Annotated in this window: 17 protein-coding genes; 7 read left to right on the top strand and 10 right to left on the bottom strand. The window is 62.2% G+C overall.

All coding sequences use genetic code 11. The annotated features are described in order from the left end of the window. Nucleotides 1–46 precede the first annotated feature (46 nt). Nucleotides 47–982: an iron-sulfur-binding ferredoxin reductase gene (locus tag J1D76_RS17145; protein WP_421139433.1), complete on the bottom strand. Its 936-nt coding sequence runs from the start codon at nt 980–982 to the stop codon at nt 47–49. After that, entirely contained in the window at nt 975–2,081 is a 1,107-nt protein-coding gene (locus J1D76_RS17140; protein ID WP_421139432.1) for a diguanylate cyclase domain-containing protein, read from the bottom strand. Before J1D76_RS17140 ends, J1D76_RS17145 begins: the two co-directional genes overlap by 8 nt. Before the next feature lie 526 nt (nt 2,082–2,607). Between J1D76_RS17140 and J1D76_RS17135 the strand changes: the two genes are divergently transcribed. The 5 genes from J1D76_RS17135 to J1D76_RS17115 all read left to right on the top strand — a co-directional run bounded on the left by J1D76_RS17135 (nt 2,608) and on the right by J1D76_RS17115 (nt 9,841). After that, on the top strand, nt 2,608–4,131 hold the full coding sequence (locus J1D76_RS17135; protein ID WP_421139431.1) for a fumarate hydratase: 1,524 nt from the start codon (nt 2,608–2,610) through the stop codon (nt 4,129–4,131). A 143-nt stretch (nt 4,132–4,274) separates the two neighbouring features. Then, nucleotides 4,275–6,044, top strand: coding sequence for an ATP-binding protein (locus tag J1D76_RS17130; RefSeq protein WP_421139430.1), 1,770 nt, complete (start codon nt 4,275–4,277; stop codon nt 6,042–6,044). Continuing rightward, entirely contained in the window at nt 6,038–7,363 is a 1,326-nt protein-coding gene (locus tag J1D76_RS17125; RefSeq protein ID WP_421139428.1) for a sigma-54-dependent transcriptional regulator, read from the top strand. The genes J1D76_RS17130 and J1D76_RS17125 overlap by 7 nt, the downstream gene beginning before the upstream one ends. A 289-nt stretch (nt 7,364–7,652) precedes the next feature. Then, entirely contained in the window at nt 7,653–8,972 is a 1,320-nt protein-coding gene (locus J1D76_RS17120) for an MFS transporter (RefSeq protein WP_421139427.1), read from the top strand. Nucleotides 8,973–9,211: 239 nt separating this feature from the next. Next, nucleotides 9,212–9,841, top strand: coding sequence for a flavin reductase family protein (locus tag J1D76_RS17115; RefSeq protein WP_421139426.1), 630 nt, complete (start codon nt 9,212–9,214; stop codon nt 9,839–9,841). On the opposite strand, the gene J1D76_RS17110 is transcribed toward J1D76_RS17115, so the two are convergent. Beyond that, nucleotides 9,842–10,072, bottom strand: a complete 231-nt coding sequence (locus tag J1D76_RS17110; protein ID WP_007978486.1) for a hypothetical protein — start codon at nt 10,070–10,072, stop codon at nt 9,842–9,844. It abuts the gene before it with no gap. Between the two features lie 41 nt (nt 10,073–10,113). Beyond that, nucleotides 10,114–10,467, bottom strand: a complete 354-nt coding sequence (locus tag J1D76_RS17105; RefSeq protein ID WP_421139425.1) for a putative quinol monooxygenase — start codon at nt 10,465–10,467, stop codon at nt 10,114–10,116. A gap of 338 nt (nt 10,468–10,805) precedes the next feature. On the opposite strand from J1D76_RS17105, the gene J1D76_RS17100 reads away from it, so the two are divergent. Further along, the gene (locus tag J1D76_RS17100) at nt 10,806–11,735 is read left to right on the top strand and encodes an AraC family transcriptional regulator N-terminal domain-containing protein (protein WP_421139424.1); all 930 of its coding nucleotides are present in this window, start codon (nt 10,806–10,808) and stop codon (nt 11,733–11,735) included. 131 nt (nt 11,736–11,866) lie between these two features. Here the strand turns inward: J1D76_RS17100 and J1D76_RS17095 are convergent, their stop codons facing one another. The 6 genes from J1D76_RS17095 to J1D76_RS17070 form a co-directional block, all read right to left on the bottom strand. Beyond that, the gene (locus tag J1D76_RS17095) at nt 11,867–12,922 is read right to left on the bottom strand and encodes an ABC transporter ATP-binding protein (RefSeq protein WP_421139423.1); all 1,056 of its coding nucleotides are present in this window, start codon (nt 12,920–12,922) and stop codon (nt 11,867–11,869) included. 16 nt (nt 12,923–12,938) lie between these two features. Continuing rightward, entirely contained in the window at nt 12,939–13,787 is an 849-nt protein-coding gene (locus tag J1D76_RS17090; protein ID WP_421139422.1) for an ABC transporter permease, read from the bottom strand. Beyond that, nucleotides 13,784–14,692 carry an ABC transporter permease gene (locus J1D76_RS17085; RefSeq protein ID WP_421139420.1) on the bottom strand — a complete coding sequence of 303 codons (909 nt, stop codon included), beginning with the start codon at nt 14,690–14,692 and terminating at the stop codon, nt 13,784–13,786. Before J1D76_RS17085 ends, J1D76_RS17090 begins: the two co-directional genes overlap by 4 nt. A 147-nt stretch (nt 14,693–14,839) precedes the next feature. Continuing rightward, nucleotides 14,840–15,943, bottom strand: coding sequence for an ABC transporter substrate-binding protein (locus tag J1D76_RS17080; protein WP_421139419.1), 1,104 nt, complete (start codon nt 15,941–15,943; stop codon nt 14,840–14,842). Nucleotides 15,944–16,239: 296 nt separating this feature from the next. Continuing rightward, a complete protein-coding gene (locus J1D76_RS17075) occupies nt 16,240–17,688 on the bottom strand; it encodes an aldehyde dehydrogenase family protein (protein ID WP_421139418.1) in 1,449 nt (482 codons plus the stop codon). Beyond that, a complete protein-coding gene (locus J1D76_RS17070; RefSeq protein WP_421139417.1) occupies nt 17,685–19,322 on the bottom strand; it encodes a 5-guanidino-2-oxopentanoate decarboxylase in 1,638 nt (545 codons plus the stop codon). Before J1D76_RS17070 ends, J1D76_RS17075 begins: the two co-directional genes overlap by 4 nt. A 160-nt stretch (nt 19,323–19,482) precedes the next feature. Between J1D76_RS17070 and J1D76_RS17065 the strand changes: the two genes are divergently transcribed. After that, nucleotides 19,483–20,364, top strand: a complete 882-nt coding sequence (locus tag J1D76_RS17065; RefSeq protein WP_421139416.1) for a LysR substrate-binding domain-containing protein — start codon at nt 19,483–19,485, stop codon at nt 20,362–20,364. The last annotated feature ends 8 nt before the right edge of the window (nt 20,365–20,372 follow it).

The raw sequence follows: 20,372 nt of genomic DNA, 5'->3' as shown, positions 1-20,372 counted from the left end.
GGTCTCGGCATTGCGAGGTCGGAAGATTTCATTGCGGTTTCAGCGCTCAACCACGCGGCAGGAACACATCGGCCAGCAGTTGATTGCGCGGCAATCCCGCCAGGTACAGGCGTCGGGCGAAGGCGTCGACACTGTCGGGGGCCCCGCAGAGTAGGGCCAGGGTTTGCCGAGAAACAAGCCGCAGTTGCGCCAAAGCCGCTGGCAACTCGGCCGGCGTCCACAGCTCGACACTCAGGTTTGGACGGTTGGCCGCCATGGCTTGCAGGGGTTTGGCCAGGTAGTGCTCATCGGCATCATGGGCCAGGTGAATGACGCGGATAGCGCCCTGATGATCCTGGCGCAGCGCTTCGCGCAAGACGCCAAACAAGGGGGCCAGCCCGGTGCCGGCGGCCATCAGCCACAACGGCCGGACATGCCAGTCCGGATCGTAATGCAGGGCGCCACCGCGCAGTTCACCGAGACGGATCGGATCGCCGATGCGCAGTTGCCTGGCCACATCGCTGAATTCACCCGGCTGGCGGCAATCGAGGTGGAACTCCAGGAAACGGTCTTCCTGCGGCAGGCTGGCGAAGGAGTAAGGCCGCGCCACATTACCCGCCCACAACACCAGATGCTGGCCGGCGCTGTAGCGCAACGGCCGCTGAGCAATGACGCGCAGGCGCAGGACTGTAGCGCTCAGCCAATCGACGGCCGCCACTTCGGCCGGTCGGCCATCGGTTTGCGGATCGAAGGTATGCACCTGCAAGTCGTCGATCACTTGGCACTGGCACGCCAGGCGCCAACCCTGATCGCGCTGCTCTGCACTCAGGGCATCGGGGCGACTGTCGTTTGGCAGCCCCTGCACACACTGGACCAGGCATGCGTGGCAACTGCCGGCGCGGCAACTGTAGGGCACCGGCACACCGTTCTGATTCAAGGCGTCGAGCAGGTTGCTGCCTGCCGCCACCGACCAGTGGCGCTCGCCGACCCGCAGTTCAGGCATCGACGTTCTCCCACGCCGCCGCGCAGCGGTTGCGGCCATCGCGCTTGGCGCGATACAGCGCCTGATCGGCCCGTTGCAGGGCGTCATCGAGATCGTCGCCCAATTCCAGCAAGGTCATGCCGGCGGACAGGCTAAGGTTGCGCACATTGAGGCCGATCAATTCGACATCGGTAAACGCAATGCGCAGCCGTTCGCAGCACGCGGTCAATCGGTCGGCGTCGCAATCGGGCAGCAGCACCACGAACTCTTCGCCGCCGTAGCGCGCCAGCACGTCACCGTCGCGCAGGCATGCGGTGGCCACGCCGGCAAAGGCTTGCAGCACCTGATCGCCAGCGGCGTGGCCGTGAAGGTCGTTGATACGTTTGAAATGGTCGAGGTCGATCAGCGCCAGGCCGTGCACAACGCCGGCGTCCATGGCATGCAATTCGCGCGAAGCCAGGCGCAGGAAGTGCCGGCGATTGAACAGCCCGGTGAGTTCGTCGGTGGCGACGAGGTCTTCGAGCTGGCGCATCATCCCGCGCAAGGTGTCCTGGTGTGCCTGCAAGGCAAAACGCCGCTGGCGCATCCGTTGCCGCGAGGCCTGGACGTAACGCGCATACAGCACCAGCCACACCAGCACGATAAACAGCACACAGGCCTGCAACACCGCCATGGCCGGGTCAGGCAGCTGGAAGTGGTAGCCCTCCCACAACGTGATCGCGCTGAAACTGAAGAACACCAGCAGCGCGCAGCGCACAAAGGCGCGGCGCGACAGGTGGAACAGGCCGAACAGCAGGATCAACACGTAGAACACCAGGAACGCGCCCCGGGCTTCATCCAGGTTGGCGATCAGCCAGGTTTGCCAACACAGGCCCAGCAACACTTGCGTCTCGGTCAGGCTGGGGTCGCGAAAACGCAGGTTGCAGCCGCTATAGAACACCGCGAACAGGACAGCCTGGCTGATCACCACCAGCGCGCTGCCGGCGGCGACGCTGGAGACCGGCGCATCGAAGTGGCCAGTGAAAAATGCCAGCCACAGCAACACCAATGCCAGGGCATAGGTGCCGGCCGCGAGGGCAAAGCGTTTGAGCAACAGGCGCTGGATGGCGTTATGGGTCAATCGTTGACTCACCATATGAAAAGAGACTGACAGAGCGTCCTACTCCACAGACCGTATGTCACTTTAGTGGCACGGCCGATAAATGACCATTCAATTTTAGTCGGGCCAAAGGCAACTACCACGCCATGCCCCCTGTAGGAGATGGCTTGCCAGCGAAGGCGTCCTCAAAAACAACGCAATATCCAAAGTCCCTTCGCCGGCAAGCCGGCTCCTACAAGGGCGTGGCCAACCTGATACACCGCAATCAGTAGGAGCTGGCTTGCCAGCGAAGGCGTCCTTGATGATGACGCAAACTTCAATGGCCCCTTCGCTGGCAAGCCGGCTCCTACAGGTATTTTGTGTGTTTATGCGACCAACGATTGACTGCCGGCGGGTGTGTACCGAACCGAGGCGCGGTATACTGCCGCGCCTTTTTAGCGTCGCGCCAGCAGCCCCGGCGTGCCTTGAAAGGTGCTTGCAACCGACCGATGCACCCAAGCTGCAAGCACCTTATTGAATGTTCCCGTCTTTTAGAGGAGCGCGACTCATGACCGTGATCAAGCAAGACGACCTGATTCAGAGCGTTGCCGACGCCCTGCAGTTCATTTCCTATTACCACCCCGTGGATTTCATCCAGGCGATGCACGAAGCCTACCTGCGCGAAGAATCGCCAGCGGCCCGTGACTCCATGGCGCAGATCCTGATCAACTCGCGCATGTGCGCCACCGGCCACCGCCCGATCTGCCAGGACACCGGCATCGTCACCGTGTTTGTCCGCGTGGGCATGGACGTGCGCTGGGATGGCGCCACCATGAGCCTGGACGACATGATCAACGAAGGCGTGCGTCGCGCCTACAACCTGCCGGAAAACGTCCTGCGTGCCTCGATCCTCGCCGACCCGGCGGGCGCTCGCAAGAACACCAAGGACAACACGCCTGCCGTTATCCACTACTCCATCGTTCCAGGTAACACCGTGGAAGTGGACGTGGCGGCCAAGGGCGGCGGTTCCGAGAACAAGTCGAAAATGGCCATGCTCAACCCGTCCGACTCGATCGTCGACTGGGTGCTCAAGACCGTTCCGACCATGGGCGCCGGCTGGTGCCCTCCGGGCATGCTCGGCATCGGCATCGGCGGCACCGCCGAGAAAGCCGCAGTAATGGCCAAGGAAGTGTTGATGGAATCCATCGACATCCACGAGCTCAAGGCACGTGGCCCACAGAACCGCATTGAAGAAATGCGCCTGGAGCTGTTCGAGAAGGTCAACCAGCTCGGCATCGGCGCCCAGGGCCTCGGTGGCCTGACCACCGTGCTCGACGTGAAGATCATGGACTACCCGACCCACGCCGCCTCCCTGCCGGTGTGCATGATCCCGAACTGCGCCGCCACCCGTCACACGCACTTTGTGCTCGACGGTTCCGGCCCGGTTGCCCAGGAAGCGCCGCCCTTGGATGCCTACCCGGAAATCGTCTGGGAAGCCGGCCCGTCGGCCCGTCGCGTCAACCTCGATACCCTGACCCCGGAAGAAGTGCAAAGCTGGAAGCCGGGCGAGACCGTCCTGCTCAACGGCAAGATGCTCACCGGTCGCGACGCTGCGCACAAGCGCATGGTCGAGATGCTGAACAAGGGTGAAACCTTGCCGGTGGACCTCAAAGGTCGCTTCATCTACTACGTCGGCCCGGTTGATCCGGTGCGCGAAGAAGTGGTTGGCCCGGCTGGCCCGACCACCGCCACGCGGATGGACAAGTTCACCCGTCAGATCCTCGAGCAAACCGGCCTGCTGGGCATGATCGGCAAATCCGAGCGCGGCCCGACCGCAATCGACGCGATCAAGGACCACAAAGCCGTTTACCTGATGGCAGTGGGTGGCGCGGCTTACCTGGTGGCGCAAGCGATCAAGAAGTCCCGCGTGGTCGCTTTTGCCGAACTGGGCATGGAAGCGATCTACGAGTTCGACGTCAAAGACATGCCAGTGACCGTTGCGGTCGACAGCAATGGCGAGTCGGTGCACATCACCGGTCCTGCCATCTGGCAGAAAAAAATCAGTGAAAGCCTGGCGGTAGAAGTGCAGTAAACAGCACGTCTGCCTGCTGAAAAAAACCGGTATGTCGGCAACGGCAGACCGGTTTTTTTTCGGCCGGACAACGGTGCTCCAGCGAGGTAAACACCGTTCGCATGCTATGGTGCCCTCCCCCATTTTGTCCTGTTGTTCACCGCATGTTGCCGACTTCCCGAACCCTGCGCCTGGCGCTCTATACCCTGTTGATCATCGCCGGTGCCGCCCTCGCCGCCACGCTGGCCATGCGTCACGCCCTGCGCCAGTCAATGGTCGAGGACGCGGCACGCGCCAATCAGCAACTGGCGCTGTATGCCACCTCGTTGCATACCCTGATCGAACGCTACCGCGCCCTGCCGGCCGTGCTGGCGCTGGACCCGGAACTTCGCTCGGCGCTCAAAGGGCCGGTGAGCCCCGGGCAACAGGATGCGCTGAACCGCAAACTGGAAAAGATCAACGGTGTCGCCGACTCCTCGACCCTGGAGTTGCTCGACCGCAATGGCCTGGCCATCGCGGCGAGCAACTGGCGATTGCCCAGCAGTTATGTGGGCCACAATTACGCCTTTCGCCCCTACTTCAGCCAGACCCGGACCCAGGGCACCGGGCGCTTCTACGCGGTGGGCGTGACCAGCGGGATTCCCGGTTACTTCCTTTCCAGTGCGGTCAGCGATGACGACGGCCAGTTCCTCGGCGCCATGGTGGTGAAGCTGGAGTTTCCCGAACTGGAGCGCGAATGGCGCCAGGGCAGTGACACGCTGCTGGTCAGCGACGTACGCGCGATTGTCTTCATCGCCAACCAGCCGGGCTGGCGCTATCGCCTGCTCAAGCCGTTGAGCGACAGCGATCACGCCGAGCTCAAAAGCACCCGCCAGTACGACAAGCAGCCGCTGACGCCACTTGAGTTTCAATCGTTGCGCCGCTTCGACGAAAACAGCGTCCTGGCCCGGGTCGATGGCCCGGACGGCAAGGCGGACTATCTGTGGGAATCCCTGCCGCTGACGGCCGAGGGCTGGACCCTGCACCTGCTGCGTCGTCCGCAAATCGCCTTCGAAGACAGCCGCAACGCCGCCATCGCCGCGGCCGGTCTGTGGCTGACCGTGGTGTTCCTGCTGCTGTTTCTCAACCAGCGCTGGCGCCTGGCAAAAATGCGCCAACGCAGCCGCGAAGAACTCGAACAGCTTGTAGAGGAACGTACCCGCGATCTGCGCACCGCCCAGGAAGGCCTGGTGCAGTCGGCCAAACTCGCGGCGTTGGGGCAGATGTCCGCCGCCCTCGCCCATGAGATCAACCAGCCGCTCACCGCCCAGCGCATGCAGCTTGCAACCTTGCGCCTGCTGCTCGACCACGGCCGGGTCGACGACGCGTACAAGGCGCTCAAGCCTGTGGATGAAATGCTCACGCGCATGGCCGCCCTCACCGGGCACCTGAAAACCTTCGCCCGCAAGAGCCCCGGCGGTTTGCGTGAACGCCTGGACCTGGCGGCCGTGGTCGACCAGTCGCTGCAACTGCTCGACACACGGCTGCGGGACGAACAAGTCAGTACCGTGCTGCACCTGGCCCGTCCGGCCTGGGTGCGTGGCGATGCGATTCGCCTGGAACAGGTGCTGATCAACCTGCTGCGCAACGCCCTCGACGCGATGCAGGACAAACCCTGCAAACGCCTGGAAATACGCCTCGAGGCCGACGAACAATTGTGGCGCCTGAGCGTGATCGACAACGGCGGCGGCATCGCCGAAGAGAACCTGCCCAAGGTCTTCGATCCGTTCTTCACCACTAAACCGGTGGGCGACGGCCTGGGGATTGGCCTGGCCGTTTCGTTCGCCATCGTCCACGAGTCCGGCGGCCGCCTGAGCGCCGAAAACCATGGCAAAGGCGGTGCGGTGTTTTCCCTGACCTTGCCCATCGACGTGGAGGTGCCTGAACCATGCTGAATTCGGTAATGGTGGTCGACGACGAAAGCAGCATCCGCAGTGCCGTCGAGCAATGGTTGAGCCTGTCGGGTTTCGAGGTGCAGTTGTTCAGCCGCGCCGATGAATGCCTGGCGCAATTGCCCAGGCATTTTGCCGGGGTGATTCTCAGCGATGTGCGCATGCCCGGCATGACTGGCCTGGAACTGCTGGCCGAAGTGCAACGCCGGGACGCCGATTTGCCGGTGATCCTGCTGACCGGTCACGGTGATGTGCCGATGGCCGTCGAGGCCATGCGTGACGGTGCCTACGATTTCCTCGAAAAACCCTTCAGCCCGCAAACCCTGCTCGCCAGCCTGCACCGCGCTCTCGACAAGCGCCGGCTGGTGCTGGAAAACCGCGCGCTGCACGAGCAGGCGGACAACCGCGCCAAGCTCGATGCCACGTTGCTCGGCGTGTCCCGGGGGTTGCAGACCCTGCGCCGGCAAGTTCTGGACCTGGCAGCACTGCCGGTCAACGTGCTGATTCGCGGTGAAACCGGTAGCGGCAAGGAGCTAGTCGCGCGCTGCTTGCACGATTTCGGACCGAGGGCCGACAAGCCCTTCGTCGCCCTCAACTGCGCGGCCATCCCCGAGCAACTGTTCGAGGCCGAGCTGTTCGGCCATGAGAGCGGCGCGTTCACCGGGGCATCCGGCAAGCGCATCGGCAAGCTGGAGTACGCCGACGGCGGCACGCTGTTTCTCGATGAAATCGAAAGCATGCCGTTGGCCCAGCAAGTGAAATTGCTGCGCGTGTTGCAGGAGCAAAAACTGGAGCGACTGGGCTCGAACCAGAGCATCCGCGTGGATCTGCGCATCATTGCCGCGACCAAACCGGACCTGCTCGACGAAGCGCGGGCCGGGCGTTTCCGCGAAGACCTGGCCTATCGTCTGAACGTGGCCGAATTGCGCCTGCCGCCCTTGCGCGAACGCCGCGAAGACATACCCTTGCTGTTCGAATCGTTCGCGCAAAATGCCGCCGAACGCCTGGGACGTAAATTCCCCCCGTTGAGCGGAGCGCAATTGAGCCACCTGCTCAGCCACGACTGGCCGGGCAACGTGCGCGAGCTGGCGAATGTCGCCGAGCGTCAGGTCTTGGGCTTGGCTGAGCCAGAGCCGATGGGCATCGAGCCCGGCCAGTCGCTGGCAGCGCAGCAGGAAGCATTCGAGGCGCAATGCCTGCGCGCTGCGCTGAGCCGGCACAAGGGCGATGTGAAAGCGGTGCTCGAAGAACTGCAACTGCCGCGCCGGACCTTCAATGAAAAGATGCAGCGGCATGGGTTGAGCCGGGAGATGTTTTTGTAGTGTCTGGAAGGGCCCCTTCGCTGGCAAGCCAGCTCCTACAGGGGATCTGTGTACACCGCACATTGTAGGAGCTGGCTTGCCAGCGAAGAGGCCAGAACAGCCAACATCCCCCCAAAGCAGATAAGCAATTTTTCGCCCACCACAGACATCCAATAAGCGGATTTCCGCTCACCCAAACGCCCTACCCCCTCTAAACCGGCCCTCTCCCCCTTGGCACAGCTCCTGCTATAGCCCCCGCAGGCTGCGTTTCATCGCGCTCCACAAAAACAATTAAATGAAGGATCCTTCAATGGATAACTCCAACTCCCTGCCACTGGGGTCGGCTGCCGTGCCGGCCAAAGAAAGAACCACGTCCAGCCGCATCAAATCGATCTTCAGCGGTTCCGTCGGCAACATGGTCGAGTGGTACGACTGGTACGTCTACGCCGCCTTCTCCCTGTACTTCGCCAAGACCTTCTTCCCCAAGGGCGACACCACTGCCCAACTGCTCAACACCGCCGCGATCTTTGCCGTGGGCTTCCTGATGCGTCCGATCGGTGGCTGGCTGATGGGGCTATACGCCGACAAGGTTGGGCGTAAAAAGGCCCTGATGGCCTCGGTGTACCTGATGTGCTTCGGTTCGCTGCTGATCGCCCTGAGCCCGGGCTATGAAGTCATCGGCATCGGTGCGCCGATCCTGTTGGTGTTTGCGCGCTTGCTGCAGGGCCTGTCGGTGGGTGGCGAATACGGCACCTCCGCCACGTACCTCAGCGAAATGGCCACCAAGGAGCGTCGCGGCTTCTACTCCAGCTTCCAGTATGTGACGCTGATTTCCGGTCAGCTCATCGCGTTGGCGGTGCTGATCGTGCTGCAACAGCTGCTGACCACCGAAGAGCTGTACGCCTGGGGCTGGCGCATCCCGTTTGCCATCGGCGCGCTGTGTGCCGTGGTTGCGTTGTACCTGCGTCGTGGCATGGAAGAAACCGAGTCCTTCACCCAGAAAGAAAAAGCCAAGGAAAGCGCGATGCGCACCTTGATGCGTCACCCCAAGGAACTGCTGACCGTGGTCGGCCTGACCATGGGCGGCACCCTGGCGTTCTACACCTACACCACCTACATGCAGAAATACCTGGTGAACACCGTCGGCATGAGCATTTCCGACTCGACCACCATTTCCGCCGCCACGCTGTTCCTGTTCATGTGCCTGCAACCGATCATCGGCGGGCTGTCGGATAAAATCGGTCGTCGGCCGATCCTGATTGCCTTCGGCGTCCTGGGCACACTGTTCACCGTGCCGATCCTCACCACCCTGCACACCATCACCACCTGGTGGGGCGCGTTCTTCCTGATCATGGCGGCGCTGGTCATCGTCAGCGGCTACACCTCGATCAACGCGGTGGTCAAAGCAGAACTGTTCCCGACCGAAATCCGCGCACTGGGCGTGGGCCTGCCGTACGCACTGACCGTGTCGATCTTCGGTGGTACCGCCGAATACATCGCGCTTTGGTTCAAGAGCATCGGCATGGAAACCGGTTACTACTGGTACGTGACCGCGTGCATTGCCGTGTCGTTGCTGGTGTACGTCACGATGAAAGACACCCGCAAGCATTCGCGGATCGTCACTGACTGACAGATCAATAGAGCCTGACTGTACTGGCCTCTTCGCGAGCAAGCCCGCTCCCACATTGACCGCATCGCTTCAGTGTGGGAGCGGGCTTGCTCGCGAAGACGGCGGCACATCCAATATCAATGTGACGGGTACACCGCTATCGCGAGCAAGCTCGCTCCTACAGTGGTTTTCATCTGGCTGGAAATATGGGGCGCATGCCTGCACCATGAGCGTCTCTTGCACGCTCTGGAAATTGCGCCATGCCCGACGACATCCACTTCTACGAACCCGCCAACGGCCACGGCCTGCCCCACGATCCGTTCAATGCCATTGTCGGCCCGCGCCCCATCGGCTGGATCTCTTCACAGGATGCCGAGGGCCGCTTGAACCTGGCGCCGTACAGCTTCTTCAACGCCTTCAACTACATTCCGCCGATCATTGGTTTTTCCAGCGTCGGGCGCAAAGACAGCCTGAACAACATCGAGCAAACCGGCGAATTCGCCTGGAACCTCGCCACCCGGCCGCTGGCGGAGCAGATGAACCAGAGCTGCGCCAATGTCGGGCCGGACATCAATGAGTTTGAATTGAGCGGTTTGACCACTGTGGCGTCGAAGGTTATCCAGGTGCCACGGGTGGCCGAGAGCCCGGTGTCATTCGAGTGCAAGGTCACGCAGATCATTCAGTTGCAACGGGCGGACGGCAACGTGGTGCCGAGCTGGCTGATCCTCGGCGAAGTGGTCGCCGTGCATATCGCCAAGTGGCTGTTGAAGGACGGGGTCTACGACACCGCCGCGGCAGAACCGATTCTGCGCGGCGGCGGGCCGGCGGATTATTTCCAGCTGGGGCCTGAGGCGTTATTCAAGATGTACCGCCCGGGGGCGGTGAAGTGATCACCAGAGCAGGTCGGTGTTTTCCTTGACGTCCTTGAGGCGGGTCAGCTCCCTGGCGGCGGCTTCGTCGGCCTCGTGGGCGGTCTTGAAGGTCTGGCCTTCGAGCACTTTGTGAAAACGCGGGGCGCCGGCCCCCCCCAGCGCTTTGACGGCGATGGCGGCGTGGTAACCGCCCTCGCCTGGTACTACAGCGGAAACAGCTTCGAAGTGGTCAAAGGCTTTTCTTGCCATGTCGCGAATCCTGGCGGGTTGGGAATGCCGTCATTAAACCCTCAACCGGCCAGTTTGTGTACCGCTGCGCCGGACTGACCGAGGGCCTGTGCTGCCGAGACCTCCTTGAAGGTATGGAAATCCAGGCTGTTGACCACCAGTTCCTGCACCAGCTCGGCGAAAACTTCCATCGCCGGCGTGCTGAAGTACGCGGTCATGGCCTGTTGATTGCTCCAGAAACCGGACACCAGCCACAGCTGCGGATCGCACTGCGAATGCTGCAAGGCAAAGCTCAGGCAGCCTGGTGCTGCGCGGGAAGGCTCGATCAGGGCGCTCAGGCGTACACCGAGTTCCGCCGAATGCCCGGCGCGCGCACGAACGAAGGCCATATGACTGACGGGGATTTGCTTGGACATGTTCAACCCTCCCGGGGAGTCGCGTGGCAGCCAGGGGCGGGCTGCGACAGGATCAAAGGTTAAGGGCCGCGACGCCTGCCTCGTTAGTCGATTCCTGCCGGGGCGTTGCACAATCCTGCGAAACTGCATGCCAAGCCTGTCACCGGCACTCAAACCCTGTCACGGTTCTGCAATACGCGTTTCAAGCAAGTTTTTACGGTGCAAGGCTCTAGTGGCTGCACCGCCGGTCGACCCAGAGCAGAATCAGGCAAGCATCCGGCAGGATGTGTCTACCGCTGTCGCTTGCACAAACTTATGCTCTGGACCACTCCTTCCCTGCCTTGCCGAGGATGCCGCGCATGTCGTCGTTCGATCACTTTCAAGCCCCGCTGGACACCGACATGGAAAAGCAGCGTGCGGAATTGGCGGCGATCATCCGCCGCAACACCACCGATGATGGCAGTTATGCCACGGCCATCGGCTCGCTGTTCATGTCCCGCCACAGCCAGTCCCATGAGTTCGCCCCGGTGCTCGCGCAACCGGCGCTGTGCATCATGGCCCAGGGCCGCAAGGAAGTTCAGCTGGCCAACGAGTCCTTCAACTACGACCCGTTGAACTACCTGGTGGTCTCGGTCTCGATGCCACTCAGTGGCCGGGTGGTGAATGTCTCGGCCGAGGAGCCGATCCTGGCCTTGCGCCTGGACATCGACCCGACGGAAATCACCGCGCTGATCGCCGACGCCGGCCCCCTCGGTGTGCCTACCCGGCCGACCGGGCGCGGGTTGTATGTCGAACGGCTCGACACGGCGATGCTCGATGCGGTGCTGCGCCTGGCACGGTTGCTGGACACGCCGAAAGACATCGCCATGATCGCGCCGCTGATTCGCCGGGAGATCCTCTATCGCCTGTTGCGCAGCAAGCAGGGACATCGGCTGTACGAAATCGCCATCGCCAACAGTCAGAGCCATCGCATCAGCCAGGCGATCAAGTGGCTCAACGGCAATTTCGAACAGCCGTTGCGTATTGATGATCTGGCCAAGGAGGTGAACTTGAGCGTGTCGACCCTGCATCACCGCTTCAAGGCGATGACAGCGATGAGTCCGTTGCAGTATCAGAAGCAGCTGCGCCTGCAAGAGGCGCGACGGTTGATGCTCGCCGAGGGGCTGGAGGCTTCGGCGGCGGGGTATCGGGTCGGCTATGAAAGCCCTTCGCAGTTCAGCCGTGAGTACAGCCGATTGTTCGGGGCGCCGCCGTTGCGGGATCTGGCGCGGTTGCGGTTGTCAGTCTGATCCAGAGTTTGAGGAGTGGCGGATAACGCCTTCGCTGGCAAGCCAGCTCCTACAGGTTTTGTTAACGCCACACACCGTGTCGGAGCTGGCTTGCCAGCGAAGAGGCCGGCAAAGCCAACATCAATTCCGGATCAAGCCCCGAGAACGCGACACGCCTCGGCAGGAAGGGTCACCGACACTGGGTGCCCAACGCTCAAACCAAAGCCCTGGCACGGCGTGCTCAACGCGGTAAAAGACACCCCTGAGCATTCCACCGTGGTTTCGATGGTCGCACCGATATCCCGCACAAACGTTACCTTGCCCAGCAAGCGATTGCCCGCCGTCGCTTGCGGGGCCGACAGTTGCAAATCTTCCGGACGAATCAGCATCTTCACTTTTTCACCCACCACAATGCTGCTGCAGATCGGCACTTGCAGCGCATCGCCGCCTGGCAGGCTGACCTTGCCATTGCCCAGCGCGGTGGCCGGGAAAATGTTACCCGAACCGATGAAATCGGCGACGAATTCGTTGGCCGGATGGCGGTAGATTTCAATCGGCGTGCCCACCTGTTGCACTTTATGTTCACCCAATACAACGACAATATCGGCCATGGTCATGGCCTCGCGCTGGTCGTGGGTGACCATGATGGTGGTGATGTTCAGGCGTTGTTGCAACTGACGGATTTCCACCTGCATCGATTCACGCAGCTTGGCGTCCAGTGCCGACAGCGGTTCATCGAGCAGGAGGATTTTCGGGTGATTGGCAATCGCCCGGGCAATCGCTACTCGCTGGCGTTGGCCGCCGGAGAGCTTGGCCACCGGACGGTCGATCATCGGTTGCAGTTGAATCAGCTCCAGCAACTCCACCACGCGCTTGTGCTGGTCAGCCTTGCTGACCCCGCGCAGTTTCAGCGGATAGGCGATGTTTTCGCCCACGGTCATGTGCGGGAACAGCGCCAGGGACTGGAACACCATGCCGAAATTGCGCAGGTGCGCCGGGGTGTTGCCGATGTCCTCGCCGTCCAGGCGGATCTCGCCGCCGGTCAGGGTTTCAAGGCCGGCAATCATGCGCAGCAGCGTGGTTTTGCCACAGCCCGAAGGGCCGAGGAAACACACCAGTTTGCCTTCGGGCAAATGCAGGTTTACATCGGTTACCGCGCAGGCCGAGCCGTAATGTTTCTCGACGTTTTCCAGAATCAGACCAGACATAAATCACCTCAAGAAATCAGAACGAAACGCCACCTTCACCAACCAGCTTCTCCAGCGCCCAGATCAGGACGAAGTCGATCAGCACGATCAGCACGGCAAACGAAAATACGGTGGGGTCGAGCGACGACACGGTGCGGCTGTACATCCAGATCGGCACCGTCATCACGTCGATGGTGTAGAGGAAATAGGTCACGGTGAACTCGTTGAACGAGACGATGAACGCCAGCAGCATGCCCGCCAGGATCCCCGACTTCATCAACGGCACCACCACATCGACAATCGCTCGCATCGGTGAGGCGCCAAGCATTTGCGCGGCCTCCTCCACTTCGGTGCCGATAGAGAGCATCGCCGCCGTACAGTTTTTCACCACGAACGGCAACGCGAGGATCACGTGCGCGATTACCAGGCGCGAGGTGGTCATGTGGAACGGCAGGCTGTCGAACACCAGCAACAAGGCCAGGCCCAATACCACCATTGGGAACACCAGCGGCAACGACATCAGTTGCAGCGCCACGGCTTTACCGCGGAATTCGCAACGGGTCAGCGCGTAGGCCGCCGGCACCGCGATCAACGTGGCGAATATCATGGTCAGGCACGACACCAGCAGGCTGGTGGTCATGGCCTGGCCCAGACTCAGCACGTCGCTGGCATCCGGCGAGACGAAGGTGTGCCAGGCAGCCTTGTACCATTGCAGGCTGTAGCTGCTCGGTGGGAAGTCGAGGTTCGACGCGCCGCTGAAGGACATCACGATCATGGTCAGGATCGGCAACACCGCCAGCAGCAGGATGAAGCCCGAGAGGATGCCGGCGAACTTGCCGGTTTCACCCGGCAGCAGTGACAGGCGCTTCTTGGTCAGGGTACTCATTGCGAAGCCTCCAGCATGCGACGACGACGGCCAGTGATGTATTCGGACAGGGTCATGATCGCCAGCGTCGTGATAATCAGCACCACGCCAGCGGCCGACGCGGCAGGCCAGTTCATCAGCGGGGCAATCTGGTCATGCACCATCACCGCCAGCATCGGCACGCGCCGGCCACCGAGCAGCAAGGGCACCACGAAACTGCTGGCGTTGTAGGCGAACACCAGCGTCGCGCCGGTAATGATCCCGGGCATGCTCATCGGCAATACCACTTGGCGGAACACCTGGAAGCGACTCGCACCGAGGGTGGCGGCAGCTTCTTCGTAGCTGCGGGCGACGCCGCGCATGGCGCTGGCAATCGGCAACACGGCCAGCGGGAAGGCGGTTTGCACCAGGCCCATCAGCACGCCGTTCTGGTTGTAGAGCAACATGATCGGGCGCTTGATCAGGCCCAGGCCCATCAATGCCTGGTTGAGCATCCCGGCCGGGCCGAGAATCACCAGCCAGCCGTAGCTTTGCAGCAGCAGGTTGACCAGCAGGGGCAGCAACACTGCCGCGAGAAAGATCCGTCGCACGAACGGTGAGGTCAGGCGCGACATGGTGTAGGCCACCGGGATCGCCAGCACCACCGCGATCACGGCGCTGATCAGCGCCAGGCGCAAGGTCAGCATCAGCGACTTGAGGTAATAGGGTTCCAGCAGTTGGGCGTAGCTGGCCAGGCTGAACCCGGACCATTCCGCGCCTTTGGTGCCCACGCTCATGCGCAGCACCAGCAGGCTGGCGGCAATCAGCACACCCAGAAACAGCATCGACGGCGACAGGAAAAGCCAGGCGCGTGCCGTCGGCGAAACACCCCGGTTGGCGCGCACGGGGGCGACACTCACCGGATGAGTCAGAGGTTGGTGTTCCATAGCAAAGGTCTCGTCAATGGAAGATCAGGCGCATGGCGAGTGCTGCGCACTCGATCGCTGGCAAGCCAGCTCCTACAAGTCATGCGTTACCCTTGTAGGAACCGGCGTGCCGGCGATGAGGCTCGAAGAGCCTCCCTGCCATTCAGATCAGGAGGAAAAGATTTCCGTGTAACGACGAATCCATTGGTCATGCACAGTCGCCAGGAAGGCGTTGTCGTGCATGATCGCCTTCTCGGCAATCTGCTCCGGCGTGAGGATGTACGGGCTCTTGCGGGCTTCGGCGGAGATGATCGCCTTGGCGTTGACGGGGCCGTTGTAGATGTCTTCAGCCATCTTGCCCTGCACCAGTGGGTCCAGGGAGTGGTTGATGAAGGCGTAGGCCATGTCGGTGTCGCCCGGACGGTTCTTCGGCATCACCGATTGCATCAGGTCGGTGTAGAAACCTTCCTTCATGCCAAAGGTTGCACTCAGGCCGTAGTTCGGATCGCGGATCTGTTTCGGGAAGAACGCGGGTGCGTACAGGCCGCCCATGTCCAGGGAACCGGTGCGGAACAGCTCGGCTATCTGGTTCGGGTTCTCGCCCAGGGTCACCACGCGGTCTTTAAGTTCGGCGAGTTTCTTGAAGCCAGGCTCAATGTTGTGCTCGTCACCACCGGCCAGTTTGGCGGCGATGATGATCAGGTCCATGGCCTCGGTCCAGTTCGGCGGCGGCAGGAAGATGTTCGGTGCCAGCTCCGGGTCCCACAGGGCCGCGTAGCTGGTTGGCGCCTCTTTCTGGGTGCGGGTGCTGTAGACCAGGCTGTTGCACCACAGCAGGTAGCCGATGCCGTGGCCGTTGGCGCCGGTGCGGTACTTCTCGGGCACGTCGACCAGGTTCGGAATGCGGTTGAGGTCGGGTTTTTCCAGCAGGTTGGCGGCGGCCAGACCTTCGGCGCCGACGCCGGCCAGGGTGATGATGTCGTATTGCGGACGATCACCGCCGGCCTTGAGTTTGGCGACCATTTCCGAGGTACTGCCGGTGCGGTCGGCGATGACCTTGCAGCCGTACTTGTCCTCGAAGGTGGCGGCGATGTTGCGCAGTGCAGCCAGGCCGGTGTCATCGGACCAGGTCAGCAAACGCAGGGTCTTGCCCGCAAAGCGTGTGTCGCTGGCATTGGCCTTGATGAACGGCATGCTCATCGCTGCTGCGGCCACCGAGGCTACGCCCACGGTCTTGATGAATTGACGTCTGTTCAGATCATGCTCGCCCATTACGGACTCCCTTTGTTTTTGTAGGTATAAGGCAGGTCGAAACTGTTGCATCCGCGCGACTGGATCAGCGCTTTCCCCTCTGTTTTCGGGGGGTTGGTTGAACCAGTAAGTTCATCCTGAGGTCGTGCAAAACCGCTGACTATCGATAAAAACTCATTGAAGCCATGACGCCAGCGCATGCCTCTTATAGGAGCGAGCCTGCTCGCGATGGGTGCACATGCGCCGCGTATTTTCAGGCGGCCTGCGTCATCGTTTACGCCCATCGCGAGCAGGCTCGCTCCTACACATAAGCGGTGTTAGATGGCCCGGATTACGTGTTTGATTTCCTGGAAAGCCTGCAAGCCCCACGGCCCCAATTCGCGGCCGATGCTGCTCTGCTTGTAGCCGCCCCAGGCGGTCTGCGGGAAGATCACCTGCGGTGCGTTGATCCACACCAGCCCCGCCTGCAAGGCGTTGGCGACACGATCAGCGGTCTCGGCATGGGTCGTGACCACGCTGGCCACCAGACCGAACTGACTGTCGTTGGCCAGGGCAATCGCCTCGCCTTCAGTCGCGAAACGGCGTACACAGATCACCGGACCGAAAATCTCTTCATTCCACAACGCACTGTCCTGAGGCACGTCGGTAAACACCGTCGGCTGCAAGAAATATCCGCGTGGCAGGTCGGCCGGGCGATTACCGCCGCATACCAGCCTGGCGCCCGCACTCAAACCACGGTCGATGTGACCGAGCACACGCTGGTATTGCGCCTGATTGACCAGCGCACCCATTTCCACGTCCGGGTCGAACGGGTCGGCCACGCGAATCGCTTCGGCACGCGCCTTCACACGGGTGAGGAATTCATCGGCCAGCTCATCGGCGACCAGCACGCGGCTGGTGGCGGAACACATCTGCCCGGCGTTGAAGAAACCACCGCCGCAGGCCACTTCCACCGCCAGGTCGAGGTCGGCATCGGCCAGCACCAGCAGCGAGGATTTGCCGCCCAGTTCCAGGCTCACGCCCTTGACGGTTTCCGCCGCCCGTTGCATGACCTGCACACCGACCGCATTGCTGCCGGTGAAGGAAATTTTCGCGATGCGCGGGTCTGCCGACAACGGCGCACCCACGGCCAGACCGGTGCCGCACACCAGGTTGAACACACCCGCGGGGACGCCGGATGCAGCGATGATCGTCGCCAGTTCCAGCTCCGGCAGCGGCGTCACTTCCGAAGGCTTGAGCACCACGCAGCAACCGGCGGCCAGGGCCGGGGCGAGTTTCCACGCGGTGGTGACCATCGGGAAGTTCCACGGCACGATCAGGCCGACCACACCACACGGCTCACGGCGCAAACGCGCGCTGAAGTCTTCGCTTGGCAACTCGACGACGCTGTCCTGCTTCGCGTCGAGGCTTTCGGCCAGACCGGCGTAATACTCGAAGGTGGCAATCACGTCATCGACGTCGATCGCCGCTTCGAACTGCGGCTTGCCGTTGTTGCTCGACTGCAGGTGCATCAATTTTTCACGGTTGGCCTGCACGCCGGCGGCGATGTTGCGCAGGATCGCGCCGCGCTCGGCACCGGTGGTTTTCGACCAATCGGCAAACGCCTGGGCCGCTGCGCTCACCGCTTGATCGACAGCGTGTGCATCGCCGCCATTGACGGTAGTCAGCAGCGCTTCGGTGGCCGGGTTGATCACGCGCAGGTGTTCGTTGCCGGCCGACCATTGGCCGTTGATGTACAGGCCGTCCAACGTGGTAGGAAAAGTCATTTCGACACCGCCTGCATCCACTGGGTCTGGTCGATTTCAATCAGGGTCGGGCCCTGGCGATCACTGGCCACGCGCAAGGCGCCGCGCAGTTGCTCGACCGTGCTGACCGCTTCGGCCGCGCAGCCCAGGGCCTTGGCCACACCGATGAAGTCCGGGGTGTAGATGTCCACGCCCACCGGCTCGATAGCGCGGTTGACCATGTATTTCTTGATTTCTTCGTAGCCCTGGTTATTCCACAGCAGCACGATCACCGGGGTGCGCGCTTCAACGGCGCTGGCCAGTTCCGGCAGGGTGAATTGCAGGCCACCGTCGCCAATCAGGCACACCACCGGCGCACGAGCGCCGTTTTCGGTGCTGCCGCCCAGCCAGGCGCCAATCGCAGCCGGCAAGGCGTAACCGAGGGTGCCGTAGCCGGTGGACGAATTGAACCAGCGACGCGGACGCTCCGGGTTGAAGGTCAGGTTGCCGGTGTACACCGGTTGGGTCGAATCGCCGACGAACACCGCATCCGGCAGTTCGTGCAACACGGTTTCGAGGAAACGGGTCTGGGCCAGGGTCGGCGCATCCCAGGTCGCGGCCAGGTCGTCACGCAGACGGGCGGCACGAACCTGGCCCCAATCGTTGCGGCGCTCGGCCAGGGATTTGTGCGACAAGGCGCTGAGCAAGGCCTGGGCGGCGTTGCGCGAGTCGGCCACCAGCGCCACGTGCGGCGGATAGTTGCGCACAGTCTGGTCCGGGTCGATGTCAACACGCAGCAATTGGCCCGGGATCTCGAAGCCGCCGGCGAAGGTCACGTCGTAGTCGGTCTCGGCCAGTTCGGTGCCGATGGCCAGCACCACGTCAGCCTCGGCAACCAGTGCACGGGTGGCGACCAGGCTCTGGGTCGAACCGATCAGCAACGGGTGTCCCGAGGCGAGCATGCCCTTGGCATTGATGGTCAGGGCCACCGGCGCGTCCAGCAACTCGGCCAGTTCAGTCAGCTCGGCTGCCGCGTCGATGGCACCGCCACCGGCGAGAATCAGTGGACGCTTGGCGCCAGCCAGCAGAGCGGTCATGCGCGACACGGCGCTCGGCGAAGCGCCGGCGCGGTCGATGTTGACCGGCAGGCTGGCGAGCAGGTCGTCGGCTTCTTCAACCAGTACGTCCAGCGGAATTTCAATGTGCACCGGACGCGGTCGACCGGCCTGGAACAGCGCAAAGGCGCGAGCCAGCACGCCCGGCAATTCCGCCGCCGACATCAAGGTGTGGGAGAACGCGGCCACGCCGGCGCACAGTGCGCTCTGGTTTGGCAGTTCATGCAACTTGCCGCGACCGCCGCCCAACTGGCTGCGCGATTGTACGCTGGAGATCACCAGCATCGGGATCGAATCGGCGTAGGCCTGGCCCATCGCGGTGGTGATGTTGGTCATGCCAGGGCCGGTGATGATGAAGCACACACCCGGTTTGCCACTGGTGCGAGCATAGCCGTCGGCCATGAAGCCGGCGCCTTGTTCATGGCGCGGCGTGACGTGGTTGATGCTCGAACGGGCCAGCCCGCGATACAGCTCCACGGTGTGAACCCCCGGAATGCCGAACACCTGCTCGACTCCGTAGTTTTCGAGTAACTTGACCAATACTTCGCCGCACGTCGCCATGTGAATTGCCCTTTTTATTCGTTTGAGACGCCGGGCCGGCGCTGTGTTTATGATGGATTGGCAGGCCCGGGAATGGCCTCATTGGAACGGGCGACACATAGCCTCAACAATGGATAAAAAGTCATACTAGCCATGTCCTCACGTCATACCTTGGATCCCCATGAAACGACTGCCTCCCCTGCCGGCGCTGCACACCTTTCTGATTACCGCGCAGTGCTGCAACTTCACCCGGGCCGCCGAACAGCTGCACATCACCCAAGGCGCGGTGAGTCGGCAGATTGCCGGGCTGGAAGATCATCTGGGTTATGAACTGTTTGTGCGCCTGGCCCGCGGCCTGGACCTGACGGCCGAAGGACGCGATTGGCTGCCACGGGTGCAGCAGATTTTCGGCCTGATCGACGAGGCGGTTGAGCAAATCGGCGAAAAGCGCGAAACCCTGCAACTCAAGGCGCCGACCTGCGTCATGCGCTGGTTGCTGCCGCGCTTGTTGCAATGGCAAAGAGAGCGCCCGGACGTGCCGGTGGAACTGACCACGACGGTCAAGCACGGCGTGGATTTTCATCGCGAACAGTTCGATGCCGCGGTGATGTACGGCCCAGCGCCAGACGATTCATTGATGTCGCAAAAACTTTTCGACGAAAAACTCACCCCGGTGTGTTCGCGGCCGATGCTCGAAGGCCCATTGCCTTTACAGGCTCCGGGCGATCTGCAACAACACTTGTTGCTGCATCCGACCCGCGACGAGCGCGACTGGAAAGCCTGGTTGAAAGCGGCGGATGTTCGATTGACCAACGTCGGCAAGGGCCAGCACTTCGAGACTCTGGACCTGGCGATGTCGATGGCGTCCCAAGGGACCGGTGTGGCGATTGGCGATTGGTCGCTGATCGGCGATGACCTCGACGCCGGGCGGCTGGTCATGCCCTTCGAGCTGAAGGTGACGACGGGGTTGGCGTATTACCTGGTGTTCCCCGAAAAGCCCGGGCCTTCGCCGAAGTTACGCGAATTGATGGGGTGGTTGGTGGAGCAGGCACAAAGTCGCTGAACGTGTAG

Origin of the sequence: Pseudomonas sp. NFX15 (assembly GCF_049132105.1) — a bacterium.
Classification (GTDB): domain Bacteria; phylum Pseudomonadota; class Gammaproteobacteria; order Pseudomonadales; family Pseudomonadaceae; genus Aquipseudomonas.
The sequence above is the reverse complement of the archived record's forward strand: the minus strand, read 5'-3'. Positions and strand labels throughout refer to the sequence as shown.